The sequence below is a fragment of the Streptomyces sp. JK94 genome (assembly GCF_053613315.1).
Genome location: NZ_JBSICH010000003.1, coordinates 17,389 through 32,888, shown reverse-complemented (window position 1 = coordinate 32,888; position 15,500 = coordinate 17,389). Strand labels below are relative to the sequence as shown.

General features: G+C 72.8%; 13 protein-coding genes, 1 tRNA gene and 1 pseudogene. 9 read left to right on the top strand and 6 right to left on the bottom strand.

The annotated features are described in order from the left end of the window. Window positions 1-22: 22 nt before the first annotated feature. From ACVV2G_RS03250 to ACVV2G_RS03215, 8 genes are all read left to right on the top strand, one after another. Window positions 23-832, top strand: a complete 810-nt coding sequence (locus ACVV2G_RS03250) for an NAD-dependent epimerase/dehydratase family protein (protein WP_453841026.1) — start codon at window positions 23-25, stop codon at window positions 830-832. A 271-nt stretch (window positions 833-1,103) separates the two neighbouring features. Beyond that, the gene (locus tag ACVV2G_RS03245) at window positions 1,104-1,874 is read left to right on the top strand and encodes a DeoR/GlpR family DNA-binding transcription regulator (RefSeq protein ID WP_453841025.1); all 771 of its coding nucleotides are present in this window, start codon (window positions 1,104-1,106) and stop codon (window positions 1,872-1,874) included. A gap of 102 nt (window positions 1,875-1,976) precedes the next feature. Next, window positions 1,977-3,347, top strand: coding sequence for an ABC transporter substrate-binding protein (locus ACVV2G_RS03240; RefSeq protein WP_453841024.1), 1,371 nt, complete (start codon window positions 1,977-1,979; stop codon window positions 3,345-3,347). After that, window positions 3,344-4,288: a carbohydrate ABC transporter permease gene (locus ACVV2G_RS03235; protein WP_453841023.1), complete on the top strand. Its 945-nt coding sequence runs from the start codon at window positions 3,344-3,346 to the stop codon at window positions 4,286-4,288. The genes ACVV2G_RS03240 and ACVV2G_RS03235 overlap by 4 nt, the downstream gene beginning before the upstream one ends. Further along, window positions 4,285-5,160 (top strand): carbohydrate ABC transporter permease, encoded by an 876-nt coding sequence (locus ACVV2G_RS03230; RefSeq protein WP_453841022.1) that lies wholly within the window; start codon window positions 4,285-4,287, stop codon window positions 5,158-5,160. The genes ACVV2G_RS03235 and ACVV2G_RS03230 overlap by 4 nt, the downstream gene beginning before the upstream one ends. Next, window positions 5,157-6,146 carry a zinc-dependent alcohol dehydrogenase family protein gene (locus ACVV2G_RS03225; RefSeq protein ID WP_453841021.1) on the top strand — a complete coding sequence of 330 codons (990 nt, stop codon included), beginning with the start codon at window positions 5,157-5,159 and terminating at the stop codon, window positions 6,144-6,146. Before ACVV2G_RS03230 ends, ACVV2G_RS03225 begins: the two co-directional genes overlap by 4 nt. A 163-nt stretch (window positions 6,147-6,309) precedes the next feature. After that, entirely contained in the window at window positions 6,310-6,582 is a 273-nt protein-coding gene (locus ACVV2G_RS03220) for a hypothetical protein (RefSeq protein ID WP_453841020.1), read from the top strand. A 33-nt stretch (window positions 6,583-6,615) separates the two neighbouring features. Continuing rightward, entirely contained in the window at window positions 6,616-7,821 is a 1,206-nt protein-coding gene (locus ACVV2G_RS03215; RefSeq protein WP_453841126.1) for a TerD family protein, read from the top strand. 176 nt (window positions 7,822-7,997) lie between these two features. Here ACVV2G_RS03215 and ACVV2G_RS03210 read toward each other — a convergent pair whose 3' ends face one another. The 5 genes and pseudogenes from ACVV2G_RS03210 to ACVV2G_RS03190 form a co-directional block, all read right to left on the bottom strand. Then, window positions 7,998-8,567, bottom strand: coding sequence for a TetR/AcrR family transcriptional regulator (locus tag ACVV2G_RS03210; RefSeq protein ID WP_453841019.1), 570 nt, complete (start codon window positions 8,565-8,567; stop codon window positions 7,998-8,000). 277 nt (window positions 8,568-8,844) lie between these two features. Then, window positions 8,845-9,261: pseudogene (locus ACVV2G_RS03205) on the bottom strand (TROVE domain-containing protein); the annotation flags it as partial. A gap of 365 nt (window positions 9,262-9,626) precedes the next feature. Next, a tRNA-Ile gene (locus ACVV2G_RS03200) sits at window positions 9,627-9,752 on the bottom strand. Continuing rightward, entirely contained in the window at window positions 9,745-11,214 is a 1,470-nt protein-coding gene (locus tag ACVV2G_RS03195) for an alkaline phosphatase PhoX (RefSeq protein WP_453841018.1), read from the bottom strand. The genes ACVV2G_RS03200 and ACVV2G_RS03195 overlap by 8 nt, the downstream gene beginning before the upstream one ends. Window positions 11,215-11,656: 442 nt before the next feature. Further along, the gene (locus ACVV2G_RS03190) at window positions 11,657-13,084 is read right to left on the bottom strand and encodes a hypothetical protein (protein ID WP_453841017.1); all 1,428 of its coding nucleotides are present in this window, start codon (window positions 13,082-13,084) and stop codon (window positions 11,657-11,659) included. A 315-nt stretch (window positions 13,085-13,399) separates the two neighbouring features. On the opposite strand from ACVV2G_RS03190, the gene ACVV2G_RS03185 reads away from it, so the two are divergent. Then, complete coding sequence (locus tag ACVV2G_RS03185) at window positions 13,400-15,223, top strand: endonuclease/exonuclease/phosphatase family protein (protein WP_453841016.1); 1,824 nt, start codon at window positions 13,400-13,402, stop codon at window positions 15,221-15,223. Window positions 15,224-15,245: 22 nt separating this feature from the next. Here the strand turns inward: ACVV2G_RS03185 and ACVV2G_RS03180 are convergent, their stop codons facing one another. After that, the gene (locus ACVV2G_RS03180; RefSeq protein WP_453841015.1) at window positions 15,246-15,374 is read right to left on the bottom strand and encodes a hypothetical protein; all 129 of its coding nucleotides are present in this window, start codon (window positions 15,372-15,374) and stop codon (window positions 15,246-15,248) included. Window positions 15,375-15,500 lie beyond the last annotated feature (126 nt).

Genomic DNA, 15,500 nt, shown 5'->3' with positions numbered 1-15,500 from the left:
AGGAGACCTAGGAGCCCCGAGGATGCCCGCTCCCCGCACCGTCCTGCTGACCGGCGCCGCCGGCGGCCTCGGCACCCTGATGCAGAACCTGCTCCCCGCCTTCGGGTACGAGCTGCGCCTGCTCGACCTGCGCCCGATCGACGGCGAGCCGGACGCGATCACCGCCGACCTCGCCGACCGGGCGGCCCTGCGGGAGGCGGTCCGGGGCGTCGACGCGATCATCCACCTCGCGGGCATCTCCCTGGAAGCCCCCTTCGACAAGATCCTCAAGGCGAACATCGAGGGCACCTACCACCTCTACGAGGCCGCCCGCGAAGAGGGCGTCCGCCGCGTCGTCTTCGCCTCCTCCAACCACGCCGTCGGCTACACCCCGCGCCCCCGCGGCAGCGACCCCCTCATCCCGGTCGAGGCCCCGCGCCGGCCGGACACCTTCTACGGTCTGTCCAAGTGCTTCGGCGAGGACCTCGCCCAGTTCTACTGGGACAAGCACGGGATCGAGACCGTCTCCGTCCGCATCGGCTCCTGCTTCCCCGAGCCCACCAGCGTGCGCATGCTCTCGCTGTGGATGAGCCCCGCCGACGGCGCCCGCCTCTTCCACGCCGCCCTCACCGCCGAGAACGTCGGGCACACCGTCGTCCACGGCTCCTCCGCCAACACCCGCCTGTGGTGGGACCTCACCTCCGCGCGCGCCCTCGGCTACGAACCGCAGGACGACTCCGAGCCGTACGCGGAGAAGCTCATCGCCGAACAGGGCGACCTCGACCCGGACGACCCGGCGCACACCCGCCTGGGCGGCCACTTCGTGACCGACCCTCCGATCTGGCCGTACTGACCGGAACCGGCCGGTGAACGAGGCGGGCGGGCACCGAACGGGCCCGTCCGCCCCCGCATACGGGCATCCCCGCTGCCCGTTCCCACTCCCCGCACCGCAGCATTCCAGGTCCACGCCGGACACCCGGCGACCGGAACGGGCACAAACGGGCAGCATCGGTTCCGCAACAGGCCTGGTCAGTGCCGCACGGCCGCTGTAGAACTTCCCCCATGGGTCCGACGGGCCCGAACGGGCAGGGCACGGCGACGAGGCGGTGAGGCAGGTGTTCGGCATGGGCACGAGGACGGCGGAGGAACGCCAGCGCGAGATCGTGCGGGTCGCCCGCGCCACCGGATCGGTCGACGTCACCGCGCTCGCGGCCGACCTGGGCGTCGCCAAGGAGACCGTACGACGGGACCTGCGCGCCCTGGAGGACCACGGCCTGGTCCGCCGCACCCACGGCGGCGCCTACCCCGTGGAGAGCGCCGGCTTCGAGACCACGCTCGCCTTCCGCGCCACCAGCCACGTGCCCGAGAAGCGCCGGGTCGCCGCCGCCGCGGCCGACCTGCTCGGCGACGCGGAGACGGTCTTCGTCGACGAGGGCTTCACCCCCCAGCTCATCGCCGAGGCCCTGCCCCGCGACCGGCCGCTGACCGTGGTCACCGCGTCGCTGCCGGTGGCCGGCGCCCTCGCCGAGGCCGGCGACACCTCCGTCCTGCTGCTCGGCGGCCGGGTCCGCTCGGGCACGCTCGCCACCGTCGACCACTGGACCACGAAGATGCTGGCCGGCTTCGTCATCGACCTGGCGTACATCGGCGCCAACGGCATCTCCCGCGAACACGGCCTCACCACCCCCGACCCGGCGGTCAGCGAGGTCAAGGCCCAGGCGATCCGCGCCGCCCGCCGCACCGTGTTCGCGGGCACACACACCAAGTTCGGAGCGGTCAGCTTCTGCCGGTTCGCGGACGTCGGCGCCCTGGACGCGATCGTCACCAGCACGCTGCTGCCCACGGCCGAGGCCCACCGCTACTCGCTGCTCGGACCGCAGGTCATCCGCGTCTGACGCCCCGCGCGGCACCCGCCCCACGCCCCTCCCCCAGGGCGCCCTCACGCCCACAACCGCCCCACAAAGCCCCATACCTCCCCCTATGTTCAGGAGCGATCCATGCGAACCCAGAGCCGACGAAGGCCGCGAGCCACGCTCGCAGCGGCCGCCGCAGGGACGCTGCTCGCCCCGCTGCTCTCCGGCTGCTGGGTCGGGGCGGGCGGGTCCGGATCAGGCGGCGACGCCATCAACATCCTGATGGTCAACAACCCGCAGATGGTCGAGCTGCAGAAGCTCACCGCGGACCACTTCACCAAGGAGACCGGTATCGAGGTGAACTTCACCGTCCTGCCGGAGAACGACGTCCGCGACAAGATCAGCCAGGACTTCGCCAACCAGGCCGGCCAGTACGACGCCGCCACCCTCTCCAACTACGAGATACCGATCTACGCCCGCAACGAGTGGCTGCAGGAGATGGACCCCTACGTCGCCGAGGACCCGGCCTACGACGAGGAGGACGTCCTCAAACCGATGCGGGAGTCCCTCACCGGCGACGACGGCAAGCTCTACGGCCAGCCCTTCTACGGCGAGTCGTCCTTCCTGATGTACCGCAAGGACGTGTTCGCGAAAGAGGGCCTGACGATGCCCGAGCACCCCACCTGGACCCAGGTGGCCGACCTCGCCGCGAAGCTCGACGGGGCCGAACCCGGCATGAAGGGCATCTGCCTGCGCGGCCTGCCCGGCTGGGGCGAACTGATGGCCCCCCTGACGACGGTCGTCAACACCTTCGGCGGCACCTGGTTCGACCAGGAGTGGCAGGCGCGGCTCGACTCGCCCGAGTGGGAGAAGGCCACGAAGTTCTACGTCGACCTGGTCCGCGAGCACGGCCAGTCCGGCGCCGCGCAGTCCGGCTTCGCCGAGTGCCTCAACAACATGACCCAGGGCAAGGTCGCCATGTGGTACGACGCCACCTCCGCGGCCGGCTCCCTGGACGCGGCCGGGTCCCCGGTCAAGGGCAAGGTCGGCTACGCCCCCGCCCCGGTGGAGAGGACGGACACCTCCGGCTGGCTCTACACCTGGGCCTGGGGCATCCAGAAGGCCTCCCGCAACAGCGACAAGGCCTGGAAGTTCGTCTCCTGGGCGTCCAGCAAGGAGTACGAGCAGCTGGTGGGCGACGAGATCGGCTGGTCCAACGTCCCGGCCGGCAAGCGCGCCTCGACGTACGAGAACCCGGCCTACCGCGAGGAGGCCGCCGCCTTCCAGGAGATGACCAGGGAGGCCATCGAGGGCGCGAAGCCCAAGGACCCCGGCGTGCAGCCGCGTCCCGCACCCGGCATCCAGTTCGTCGGCATCCCCGAGTTCACCGACCTGGGCACCAAGGTCTCCCAGGAGATCAGCGCGGCCATCGCCGGACGGCAGTCCGTCGAGGAGGCCCTGGAGAAGTCCCAGCAGCTCGCCGAGAAGATCTCCGAGGAGTACGAGGGACGATGACCGCCACCACCACGGCCCCCTCGGCCGCACCCGACCGCGCGCCCGCGCCCGTCCGCCCGCCGTCCACCCGGCTGAAGGCCTGGGCCACCCGCGCGCCCCTGCTCCCCGCCCTGATCTTCATGATCGCGGTCACCCAGCTGCCCTTCGTGGCGACCCTGGTGATCTCCTTCTTCGACTGGAACTCCCTCTATCCGGACGCCCGGCACTTCACCGGCTTCACCAACTACGGCGACGTCCTCGGCGACCCGGACCTGCGCCAGTCGGTGTGGACGACGATCCTGCTGACGGTCGGGGTGGTCCTGGCCAGCCTCGTCATCGGCCTGGGACTCGCCCTGCTGCTGGACCGCCGGTTCAAGGGCCGGGGCGTGGTCCGCACCCTGCTCATCGCCCCGTTCCTGGTGGTCCCCGTGGCGGCGGCCCTGCTCTGGAAGCACGTCCTCTACAACCCCGAGTACGGCCTGCTCAACGGCCTGCTGCACTACGTGGGCGGACCGCAGCCGGACTGGATCTCGAACACCCCGCTGCTCGCGGTGGAGGCCTCGCTGGTGTGGCAGTGGACGCCCTTCATGATGCTCATCCTGCTGGCCGGACTGCAGAGCCGGGACCAGCAGCAGATCGAGGCCGCGCGCGTGGACGGCGCGAACGACTGGCAGATCTTCGTCCACCTCACCCTCCCCCACCTGCGCCGCTATCTGGAACTGGGCGCCCTGCTCGGCTCGATCTACATCGTCCAGAACTTCGACGCGGTGTTCACCCTCACGTCCGGCGGCCTGGGCACGGCCAACCTGCCCTACACCGTCTACCAGAGCTTCTACCAGGCCCACGAGAACGGCCTCGCCTCGGCCGCGGGCGTCCTGGTCGTCATCGGCTCGATCATCATCGCCACCTTCGCCCTGCGCGTGGTGTCGTCCCTGTTCCGCGAGGAGGTCGGCCGCGCATGAGCGCCACCACCGTAGGGCCCGCAGCCGCAGGCCGTAAGCCCGTACGAGTCCGCCGCAAGGCGGGCGCCGGTCTGGGCCTGGTGGCCTGGCTGGCCGGCATCGTCTTCTTCCTGCCCATCGCGTGGATGGCGCTCACCTCGTTCCACTCGGAGGAGGACGCCGCCACCAATCCGCCGTCCTTCGCGGCGTCGCTGACCCTGGACGGCTACCGCGAGTTCTTCGGCGCGGGCGGCGGCGCGAGCCCCTGGCCGGCACTGGTCAACTCGGCCGTGGCGTCGATCGCCTCGACCCTCCTCGTCCTGGTCCTCGCCCTCCCCGCCGCCTACGCCCTCTCCATCCGCCCGGTGAAGAGGTGGACGGACGTCCTCTTCTTCTTCCTGTCCACCAAGATGCTGCCGGTGGTGGCCGGCCTGCTGCCGATCTACCTGTTCGCCAAGAACACGGGCCTGCTGGACAACATCTGGCTGCTGGTCATCCTCTACACCTCGATGAACCTGCCGATCGCGGTCTGGATGATGCAGTCCTTCCTGGCCGAGGTCCCGGTCGCGATCATCGAGGCGGCCCGGGTGGACGGCGCGCGGCTGCCGACGATCCTGACCCGCGTGGTCGCGCCCATCGCCCTCCCCGGCATCGCCGCGACGTCGCTGATCTGCTTCATCTTCAGCTGGAACGAACTGCTCTTCGCCCGGGTCCTGACGGGTGTGGTCGCCGAGACCGCCCCCGTCTTCCTGACCGGCTTCATCACCAGCCAGGGCCTGTTCCTGGCCAAGGTGTGCGCCGCGTCGCTCGTCATCTCCCTGCCGGTGCTCGCCGCGGGGTTCGCCGCCCAGGACAAACTGGTCCAGGGCCTGTCATTGGGAGCAGTGAAATGAAGGCCGCCGTCATCGAGTCCGTGGGCCGTGCCGTCGTCACCGAGGTCCCGGACCCGACGCCCGGGCCCCGCGAGGTCGTCGTGCAGGTCGCCGCCTGCGGCCTGTGCGGCACCGACCTGCACATCCTCCAGGGCGAGTTCGCGCCCAAGCTCCCCATCGTGCCGGGCCACGAGTTCGCCGGCGAGGTGGTCGGCGTCGGCGCCCAGGTGACGGAGGTGTCCGTCGGCGACCAGGTCGCGGTCGACCCGTCCCTGTACTGCCACGAGTGCCGGTACTGCCGCACCGGCCACAACAACCTCTGCGAGCGCTGGGCGGCCATCGGCGTGACGACGGCGGGCGGCGCGGCGACGTACGCGGTGGCACCGGTGGCGAACTGCGTGAAGCTCCCCGAGCACGTCCGCACCCAGGACGCGGCGCTCATCGAGCCCCTGTCCTGCGCGGTCCGCGGCTACGACGTCCTCCAGTCCCGCCTCGGCGCCCACGTCCTGATCTACGGCTCCGGCACGATGGGCCTGATGATGCTGGAGCTGGCCAAGCGGACCGGCGCGGCCAGCGTCGACATGGTCGACGTCAACCCGGCCCGCCTGGAGACCGCCCGCAGCCTCGGCGTCTCGGCGTCGGCCGCGACCCCGGACGAGCTGGACCGCCCTCAGGGCTGGGACCTCGTCATCGACGCGACCGGCAACGCGGCGGCGATCCAGGACGGCCTGGACCGGGTCTCCAAGGCGGGCACGTTCCTCCAGTTCGGCGTGGCCGACTACGCGACGCGGGTGCAGATCGACCCGTACCGGATCTACAACCAGGAGATCACCATCACCGGCTCGATGGCGGTCCTGCACAGCTACGAACGTGCGGCGGAGCTCTTCGCGAACGGCGTGCTGGACCCCGACGTCTTCATCAGCGACCGCATCCCGCTGGACCGCTACCCGCAGGCGCTGGAGCAGTTCGCGGCGGGGGTGGGCAGGAAGATCGTGGTCGTGCCGTGACGCGCTAGTCCGTCCGGCGTGCGCGAAGGGGCCGACGGCCGGAAGGAAGGGGGCCGCGGCACGGCCCCCGGGGAAGGGACCGGGAGGAGACGGCGGAGAAGGGCGGGGGAAGGACCGGCGGGGACGAAACCCACTGGTCCGGCCCCGCCCCTGCCCTCCCGGCATGTCCGAATCCCACGGCTTCGCCTTCACCGCCACCGCGAGCGGCACCGTCCGCATCACCCACCACTCCCGCCCCGCCACCACCCTGAACGGCTCCCGCGCCGCCCGCTTCCTCCAGGAGGTCCCCGCCGGCGACCCCCACCTGGTGATGGCCCGCCGTAACGACGACTACGGACGCGGCACCGAACGCACCGCCCGCGACCACCCCGCAACCGCCGTCGGCCGGGACGTCCGCGCTCGTGACCCGATCGGCCGCCGGGTAAGGGAACGGTAAAACGCCCTCGCTCGTTCACCCGGCATGACAGCTATGACCCCCGGCTCGAACATCCCCCTCTCCGCCGCCCGCGTGACGGTGGACGTCGCCGCGCCCGTGCGGCTCGACGTATCGGGCCTGCTGCTCACCGCCGACGGCAAGGTGCGCTCCGACGACGACTTCATCTTCTACAACCAGCCCACCGGCCAGGGCGTGACCTACCTCTCCGGCGGCGGCACCGCCCCGGACGCGATCGTGATCGACACCGCCGCCGTCCCGCCGGGCATCGAGAAGATCGTCGTCACCGCCAGTCCGGACGCCGCCGGGCAGACCTTCCAGGGCATCGAACCGACCGCCACCCTCCGCGACGCGGGCGACGCCTCCGTCCTCGCCACCTTCACGCCCCCGCAGCTCGGCAGCGAGACCGCACTGGTGATCGTGGAGGTCTACCTGCGCAACGGCGTCTGGAAGGCCCGTGCGGTCGGCCAGGGCTACGCCAACGGCCTCGCCGGCATCGCGACGGACTTCGGCGTCTCGGTGGAGGAGCCGACCTCCCCGGCCGCCCCGCCGGCCCCGCCGCGGCCCCAGGCGGCCACCCCGCCGCCCCCGGCCGCCGCGCCCGCGATGCCCGCCGCCCCGCCCCCGGCCCCGGCCGCCCCGCCGGCGCCCGCCCCGGGCACCGGCAAGATCAATCTCGACAAGGGCCGGGTCAGCCTCCAGAAGAACCAGACCGTCTCCCTGGTCAAGGGCGGCCGTCCGGTGCTCTCCCAGGTCAGGATGGGCCTCGGCTGGGAGCCGGCGTACCGCGGCAAGGACATCGACCTGGACGCGTCCGTCATCGCCTACGGCCCGCAGCGCAACCACATCGACAGCTGCTACTTCGGCAAGCTGTCCATCGTCGGCGGCGCCATCAAGCACTCCGGCGACAACCTCACCGGTGAGGGCGGCGGTGACGACGAGGTGATCACCGTCGACCTGGGCCGGCTCCCGCAGGAGGTCAGCGGCCTGGTCTTCACGGTCAACTCGTTCTCCGGCCAGAAGTTCACGGAGGTCGCCAAGGCCTACTGCCGCCTCATCGACGCCGCGAGCGGTGAGGAGCTGGTCCGCTTCGACCTCACCAGTGCCGAGCCGCAGACCGGCGTGATGATGGCGAAGCTGATCCGTCAGTACTCCGGCGAGTGGGAGATGACCGCCATGGGCGACTTCGTCAAGTCCCGCACGGTCCGCGGCATGGTGAAGCCGTCGGCCCAGGCCCTGTAAGCGGTCGGCGGGCGGGGCGCTCCCTGGCCGGGAGCACCCCGCCGACGGGCCCGGGGCCCGTCCGGCCGCTCCCCGTCGTCGCCCGGAGACGGGCGGGAGGGGGCGGAATGGCGTCGCCGAGGCCGATGGACCGAGGCCGACGGTTGGAAGCAGGCGAACGGGGGCGCCGGGAGGCCCTACGCCCGCAGTCCGTGCCACACCAGCGACAGGTACCGCCGGACGGACGCCGCCCGCTCCCCCTCCGTCGACTCGGCCGCCGTCGCCACCCCGTGCACCAGCCGCAGCACCTCGATCGGCTCGACGTCCGCCCGCAGGGCGCCCGCGTCCCGCGCGGCCAGGACCAACCGCGTCACCGCGCCCCGCACGCAGTCACCGCACGCCCGGTCCGCCGCCGGCCCGCCGTCCGTGACGGCCGTGCCCAGCAGCGCCCGCAGCCCCCGCACCTGGAGCATCCCGGCGGCGAGTTCGTCGAGCCACGCGACCAGGGCCTCGCCCGGCGCCAGCTCCTCCGCGATCACGTCCGCGCGGGCCGCGATCGCCTCGATCCGTTCCAGGTAGGCGGCCTCCAGCAACGCCTGCCGCGTCGGGAAGTGCCGGTACAGCGTGCCGACGCCGACCCCCGCGCGTTTGGCGACGTCGTCCAGCGAGGCGCCCTCACCGTGTTCGGCGAAGGCCTCCGCCGCCACCACGAGCAGCCGCTCGCGATTGCGCCGGGCATCCGCACGCATGGGCCTGACCTGCGCCATCCCGTCACTCCCTGCCCACCAGCCGACCTTGCGCGCACCCTACCGCGCCGCGTCCGCGGCCACGGGCCCGCGCTCCTCCCCGAGGTCCGGACCGGCGGCCGGCTCAGGCCGCCCAGGGCCAGTCGGCGTCCCGGGCCGCCTCCAGCAGCGGAACCATCCGGAAGGCGGCGTCCGAGAGGCCGCCGAAGGTGTGCCGGTTGCCCTTGCCGGACGGCCCGTGGCCCGCCCGGTACCCGGCCAGGTTCCAGGTGTAGACCGGCACGTGCTCCGGGACCCGCGCGAGCAGTTCGCCGGGCTCGTCGGGCCGCTGGAGGACGGAGGCGATCACCTGCCGGTTGGCGGGACCGCCGGTGGCACCGGCGTCGAGGCGGGCCTTGACGTACTCGGCGGCGCTTACGACCGAGGCGGTGCGCAGGTGGCCCGCGCCGCGCAGCCAGCCGAGCAGGCCGGCCGTCCAGGACGGGTGGCGCACGGCGAGGTCGCGCACGAGCGCGGCGAAGCGGTCGTCCCGGTCGGCGCCGGACTCGTAGAAGGTCCGCTGGGACGCGAGGTGGGTGACCGCCAGCGGGAACAGCTCGGAGCGCGCGTCGCGCTCGCGGCCCCGGCCGCCCTCGCGGGTGCGCAACACCCGGCCCGTCGACGTCACGCGCGAGGTGGGCCGCGCCTTCGCGGCCTTGGTGTTGAATCGCGCCATGGTGCGTTCCCCCGTATTCCGTCCGGAGGAAGACGCGGCGGGGAAAGGGGGCCCGGGGCCGGAACCGGCGGCGGGAAAGGCCGGAGGTGTCTTCCGCTTTCCGCCACGTCGGCCCGGAGCCGGCGACGGGATGTGAACCCGCACCCCTTTTCGGGACCCGATCCCGGAAGTGTCCGCCGCCTGCGCACCGGGCACCACCGTCTGCCGCGCCTCCCGAGATCGAGTCGGCGGCGGCATCGGATTTCTCCGGAGGAGAAGGAGCCGCGGTCCGCGCACCGGGGGGTGCAGGAAGTACTGGTCGTCCAGAGTTCAGGTCGGCGGAACCGACAAGGTGCTCCGACCCCCTGAGCTACACCGGCGCGTTGTGCCGGTGACGGGACTCGCACCCGTGACCGCCCCATTATCAGTGGAAGTAGGTCCTGCCTTCGCACCTGGACGTTCATCACTGTAGGAGGGCGGCCGTCGCTCGGGCGAGCGATTGAATCACCGGCGCTTCTGCCGCTTCCAGGGCCCGGTGACGGCCAGCATGATCCCGGGGTCCTGGATGTTGGCGTAGAGGGTCTTCCCGTCGGGCGAGAAGGTGACGCCGGTGAACTCGCTGTACTCGGGTTCCGCCTCGGTGCCGACGTTCAGTTCGTTGCGGGCGATGGGGTACGTGCGTCCGCTGTCGGTGGCGCCGAACAGGTGCTGGACTCCGTCGCCGTCCTCGGCGATGACGAGGCCGCCGTACGGGGAGACGGTGATGTTGTCGGGGCCGTCGAAGGCGCCGTCCGCCGACGGGTCGGGGTTGACGCCGAGGAGGACCTTGAGGGTGAGGGTGCGGCGGCTGGGGTCGTAGAACCAGACCTGGCCGTCGTGCGGGCGGCCGGGGCTCTCGTCACGGGCGAACGAGGAGACGATGTAGGCGCCGCCGTCGGCCCACCACATGCCCTCCAGCTTGCGGGCGCGGGTGACCTGCCCGGTGGTGAACTGCCGGCGCACGGAGGTGGTCCTCGCGTCGCGGTCGGGGACGTCGACCCAGTCGACGCCGTAGACCGTGCCGGTCCTCGTCGCGCGGGAGAGGTCGTCGACGAACTTGCCGCCGGAGTCGAAGCACTTGAACGCCTGGAGCGCCCCGGCGTCGTCGGCGAGGGTGCGCAGCCGGCCGCGGCCGTGCCGGAAGCCCTCCGGCGGGCTCCAGCGGTACAGGAGGCCGTTGGGGCCGGAGGCGTCCTCGGTGAGGTAGGCGTGGCCGCGCCGGGGGTCGATGACGACGGCCTCGTGGGCGTAGCGGCCCAGGGCCTTGATCGGCTTGGGGTCGAGGTTGGCGCGCCGGTCCTCGGGGTCGACCTCGAAGACGTAGCCGTGGTCCTTGGTCATCCCCTCCTGGCCGGCCTTGTCCTCGGTCTCCTCGCAGGTCAGCCAGGTCCCCCACGGGGTGCTGCCGCCGGCGCAGTTGGTGGCGGTGCCGGCGATGCCGACCCATTCGGCGACGTGTCCGCCGCGGCGGACCTCGACGACCGTGCAGCCGCCGGCGGCGGCCGGGTCGTAGACGAGGCCCTCGGTGAGCGGGACGGGGTGGGGCCAGTCGTCGCGGTGGCCGCCGAGTTCGTGGTTGTTGACGAGGAGGGTGGTGCCGCGCGGGCCGTCGAAGGTGGCGGTGCCGTCGTGGTTGGAGGGGGTGTACTCGCCCGATTCCAGCCTGGTCCGGCCGCAGTAGGTGATGATCTCGTAGCGGAAGCCGGCGGGCAGGGCGAGGATGCCGTCCGGGTCGGGGAGCAGGGGTCCGTAACCGACTCCGCCGTGGTCGTGCCCGGGTCCGCGGTCCTGGCCGTGCTCCTCCCCCGCGCGCTCGGTGTCCGTGGAGGCGAGGGCGTTCGGTGCGGTGGCGAGAGCGCCGACACTGCCCGCCAGTACGACCCCGGCGCCGGTGAGCGCGGATCGGCCGGCGAAGTCCCTGCGGGTGAGCGACATGGTGTCTCCTGTGACGGTGGACGTGCCGTGGAGTGGAGTGGCGGACCTCGGCCCGGCGTCACGGTCGCGCCCGCACCTGAACGGCGGTTGAACTGAGCGCGACCTCTCCCCGCCGGATTGCGTGAATCCGTGCGGCGGCGTCCCGCGCGGCGGGGGCGTGCGCGCCCGCCGCTGCCGGATCGCGTGAATCCGGCAGCGCGCCTTCCGCTCTTCGGGGGCGTGCGCACCCGCCGCGCCGGGGTGCCCGGCCCGCGCCCCGCCCGCGCCCCGGCCGGGTACGGGCCGGGTACGGACCGGGTACGGACCGGGTACGGACCGGGTACGGACCGGGTACGGACCGGGTACGGACCTGCCCGGATCCGGGCGGCCCGCGTCGCTCCGTCCGGCCACGTGCGGTGCGGGCCCGCCCGGACCGGCCCGGGTGCCGGCCCCCTGTCCGTCGTCAGCCGCCCTGCTGCGACCGTGCCTTGAACGCCGCCTTGCGGGCCTCCTTGGCGACCTTCTTGTCGGGGTGCAGCCGCCCCATCGCCTCCAGGACGTCCGGCGTGGCCGGGTGCTCCACCCGCCAGACGGTGTCGAAGAACCCGCTGTGCTGCCGCGCCAGCCCCTCCACCAGGGCCCGCAGCTCCTCGGAGTTGCCCTCGGCGGCGAGCTGGGCGGCCACGGTGTCGATGGTCAGCCAGAAGACCATCTCCTGCGGCGGGGCCGGGACGTCCCGGGCGCCGTGCTCGGTCAGCCAGACCCGGGCCAGGCCGCCCAGTTCGGCGTCGTCGAGGACCTCCCGCAGCGCGGGCTCCGCCTCCGGGCCGACCAGGGACAGCGCCTGCTGGCAGCGCAGCCGGCGCAGGGGCGCGCCGGTGTCCGCGCCGCGCGCGGCCGCCAGCAGTTCCCGGGCCGCGTCGAGGGGAGCGCGGCCGGCCAGCCACAGCTCGGTCTCGGCGTGTGCCGCGGCCGGCGGGAAGGGGGCCGTGCCGTCGAGCAGCGCGTCGGCGCCCTTGCCGGCGAGGTCGCCGACGGCGGGAACGTCGAAGCCGGCCTCCTGGAGCCGGGCGCGCAGTCCGTACAGTCCGAGCGGGGTCAGCCGCACCATGCCGTAGCGGGCGACGTCGGCCTCGTCGACGGGCGCCGCGGGCTCCTCGTCCGCGTCGGCCATCAGCGCCTCGTCGACCGGCTGGTACGCGACGAGGCCGATGGGCTCCAGCAGCCGGAACTGGTCGTCCAGCCGCATCATCGCGTCGGACACCTGCTCCAGCACGTCGTTGGTGGGCTCACCCATGTCGCTGGGCACGATGACGGAGGCCGCCAGCGCGGGCAGCGGCACCGGGGCGTCGCCGGGGCCGTCCTCGCCGACGGCGAGCAGGTAGAGGTTGCCGAGCACACCGTCGAGGAAGTCGGCCTCGGCCTGCGGGTCCCAGTCGAGGGACGACAGGTCGACCTCGCCGCCCTCGGCCATCGCGTCGACCAGGTCGTCGAGGTCGGGCACGCTCGCGTCGGCGAGCACCGCCTCCAGGGCGGTGAGCCACACGCCGAGCACGTCCTGCGGAGAGCCGTCGGTGAGCAGGGCGAGGTCCTCGCCCGCCGCGACGGTGCCCGCCTCCTCGTCGGTGATCTCGACGAGCCCGGTGTCCACGGCGATCCGCCAGGCCTCGCTCGCGTACGCCGCGGCGTCGTCCCCGGTCAGCCCCAGCTCCGCGACCGCCGCGGGCAGCTGCTCCTCGACGAGCCCGCCCCCGGCGTCGACGCGGGTGTCCGGGCCGGCCCAGCGGGCCAGCCGCGCGGCCCGGGCGAGCACCGGCGTGGACAGCGCGTCGCCCGCCAGCTCGGCTTCGGGACGCAGCCGTGCGGGCGGCAGGGTGGAGCTGTCTGACATCGCCTGTTCTCTCCTCGCGCGCCTTCGACGGCCGTGCGGCCGCGTCTCAACGGCCCTGCGGCCGCGTCTCAGTGGCCGTACGACCATCCGGGTGCCGTACGGCTCAGCCGCTCAGCCTAGACGGGTTTCCACCCATGCCGCCCGGTTCATCTCCCCGACGGGTGCAGTACATGGCCGAAACCTTGACAACTCGTCCGGCCAGGCAGGAGATTGACGCGCGTAGAAAACGGGGGGACACGTGGCCACGCGCGTCCCGCGGCCCCTCGCGCCCCACCCTCGTCCCGGCGCTCTGTCACGTCCCCGGAGGGATTTCCGTTGGCCAGCAAGTCCTCGGCGCGCCTCGCCGCGCTCACCGTCGCCGCCGTCTGCTCGGTGACGTCCACCGTCGTCCTCACCTCACCCGCGCACGCGGACTCCGTCCGCGTCCACGACATCCAGGGCAACACCCGGCAGTCGCCGTACGCGGGCCGGCAGGTCACGGACGTGGCCGGAATCGTCACCGGCGTCCGCGGCTACGGCTCCCGGGGCTTCTGGATCCAGGACCCGCGGCCGGACGCCGACCCGGCCACCAGTGAGGGCGTCTTCGTCTTCACCAACTCCGTCCCGGAGGTCGCCGTCGGTGACGCGGTGACCGTCTCCGGCACGGTCACGGAGTACGTCCCCGGCGGTACGTCCTCCGGCAACCAGTCGCTGACCGAGATCACCCGCCCGACGTTCACCGTCGTCTCGCGCGGCAACGCGGTCCCGGCCGCGACGACCGTCTCCGCCCGGTCCGTGCCGCGCGCCTACGCCCCCGAGGGCGACGAGGACGCGAACGGCTCGGTGGGCGGCCTGACGCTGCGGCCGGCGACGTACGCCCTGGACTACTACGAGTCCCTGGAGGGCATGAACGTCCAGGTCGCGGACGCCCGTGTGGTCGGCGCCTCCGACCCGTACACGGAGCTGTGGGTCACGGTGAAGCCCGGGGAGAACGCCAACCGCCGCGGCGGCACGGTGTACGGCTCCTACGACTCCCAGAACACCGGCCGGCTCCAGATCCAGTCCCTGGGCACGCCGGCCGACTTCCCCGAGGCCAACGTGGGCGACACGCTGGCCGGCACCACCGCGGGGCCGCTGGACTACAACCAGTACGGCGGCTACACGATGGTCGCCAACACCCTCGGCACGCTGCGCGCGGGCGGTACGGAGCGGGAGACCACCCGTGCGCAGAAGCGGGACGAGCTGGCGGTGGCGACGTACAACGTCGAGAACCTCGACCCGTCCGACGACACCTTCGCCGCGCACGCGGAGGCGATCGTGCACCACCTCGCGTCGCCCGACATCGTGTCCCTGGAGGAGATCCAGGACGACAACGGCGCCACGGACGACGGTACGGTCGCCGCCGACGCGACGGTCGGCAGGCTGATCGACGCGATCGTCGCGGCCGGCGGCCCGCGCTACGACTGGCGCGGCATCGACCCGGTGGACGGCGCGGACGGCGGCCAGCCCGGCGGCAACATCCGCCAGGCGTTCCTGTTCAACCCGGACCGGGTCTCCTTCACCGACCGCGGGGCCGGCGACGCGACCACCGCGACCGGGGTGACGAAGGTGCGCGGCAAGGCGGCGCTGACCCACTCCCCCGGCCGCGTGGACCCCGCGAACGCCGCCTGGGAGAACAGCCGCAAGCCGCTGGCCGGTGAGTTCGTCTTCCGCGGCCGCACCGTCGTGGTCATCGCCAACCACTTCAACTCCAAGGGCGGCGACCAGGGCCTGACCGCGCAGTACCAGCCGCCGTCCCGCAGCTCGGAGACGCAGCGCCACCTCCAGGCCCGGGTGGTGAACACCTTCGTCAAGGAGGTCCTCGCCACCCAGAGAAACGCGGACGTCATCGCCCTCGGCGACATCAACGACTTCGAGTTCTCGAGGACCACCCGCATCCTGGAGGAGGACGGCGCGCTGTGGTCGGCGGTCAAGTCGCTGCCGCGGAGCGAGCGTTACTCGTACGTCTACCAGGGCAACAGCCAGGTCCTGGACCAGATCCTGGTCAGCCCCTCGATCCGGTGGGGCGGGCGCCTGTCGTACGACAGCGTGCACATCAACGCCGAGTTCCACGACCAGGTCAGCGACCACGACCCGCAGGTGCTTCGGTTCCGTCCGTGACCGGCGTGCGGTGGGGGCGGGTTCAGCGGGGCACGAGGCCGAGGGCGTGGTCGCAGCGGCCGACCCCGCCGCCCTCGGTCAGTCCCGGCCAGTTCCGCACCCGCTCCCACTGCGCCGTCGCCGAGCCGATCCCCTCATGCCCGGACTCCACTGCTCGGCGGTCGCCGGCTGCGGGTGCCTCCGGCGTACACACCACCCTGTGACCTCGACCGAGGTCGAGGTCGAGCGCCGTTCGGCGCGGACACGCACGACGAGGGGCCTCCCGCGTGGAGGCCCC

Excerpts from the sequence above, each read along its gene's own strand:
- ACVV2G_RS03195 (WP_453841018.1), bottom strand. The coding sequence starts at position 11,214 with ATGTCGCTCACCCGCAGGGACTTCGCCGGCCGATCCGCGCTCACCGGC.
- ACVV2G_RS03190 (WP_453841017.1), bottom strand. The coding sequence starts at position 13,084 with ATGTCAGACAGCTCCACCCTGCCGCCCGCACGGCTGCGTCCCGAAGCC.
- ACVV2G_RS03215 (WP_453841126.1), top strand. The coding sequence starts at position 6,616 with ATGACCCCCGGCTCGAACATCCCCCTCTCCGCCGCCCGCGTGACGGTG.
- ACVV2G_RS03245 (WP_453841025.1), top strand. The coding sequence starts at position 1,104 with ATGGGCACGAGGACGGCGGAGGAACGCCAGCGCGAGATCGTGCGGGTC.
- ACVV2G_RS03220 (WP_453841020.1), top strand. The coding sequence starts at position 6,310 with ATGTCCGAATCCCACGGCTTCGCCTTCACCGCCACCGCGAGCGGCACC.
- ACVV2G_RS03225 (WP_453841021.1), top strand. The coding sequence starts at position 5,157 with ATGAAGGCCGCCGTCATCGAGTCCGTGGGCCGTGCCGTCGTCACCGAG.
- ACVV2G_RS03210 (WP_453841019.1), bottom strand. The coding sequence starts at position 8,567 with ATGGCGCAGGTCAGGCCCATGCGTGCGGATGCCCGGCGCAATCGCGAG.
- ACVV2G_RS03250 (WP_453841026.1), top strand. The coding sequence starts at position 23 with ATGCCCGCTCCCCGCACCGTCCTGCTGACCGGCGCCGCCGGCGGCCTC.
- ACVV2G_RS03240 (WP_453841024.1), top strand. The coding sequence starts at position 1,977 with ATGCGAACCCAGAGCCGACGAAGGCCGCGAGCCACGCTCGCAGCGGCC.
- ACVV2G_RS03235 (WP_453841023.1), top strand. The coding sequence starts at position 3,344 with ATGACCGCCACCACCACGGCCCCCTCGGCCGCACCCGACCGCGCGCCC.
- ACVV2G_RS03230 (WP_453841022.1), top strand. The coding sequence starts at position 4,285 with ATGAGCGCCACCACCGTAGGGCCCGCAGCCGCAGGCCGTAAGCCCGTA.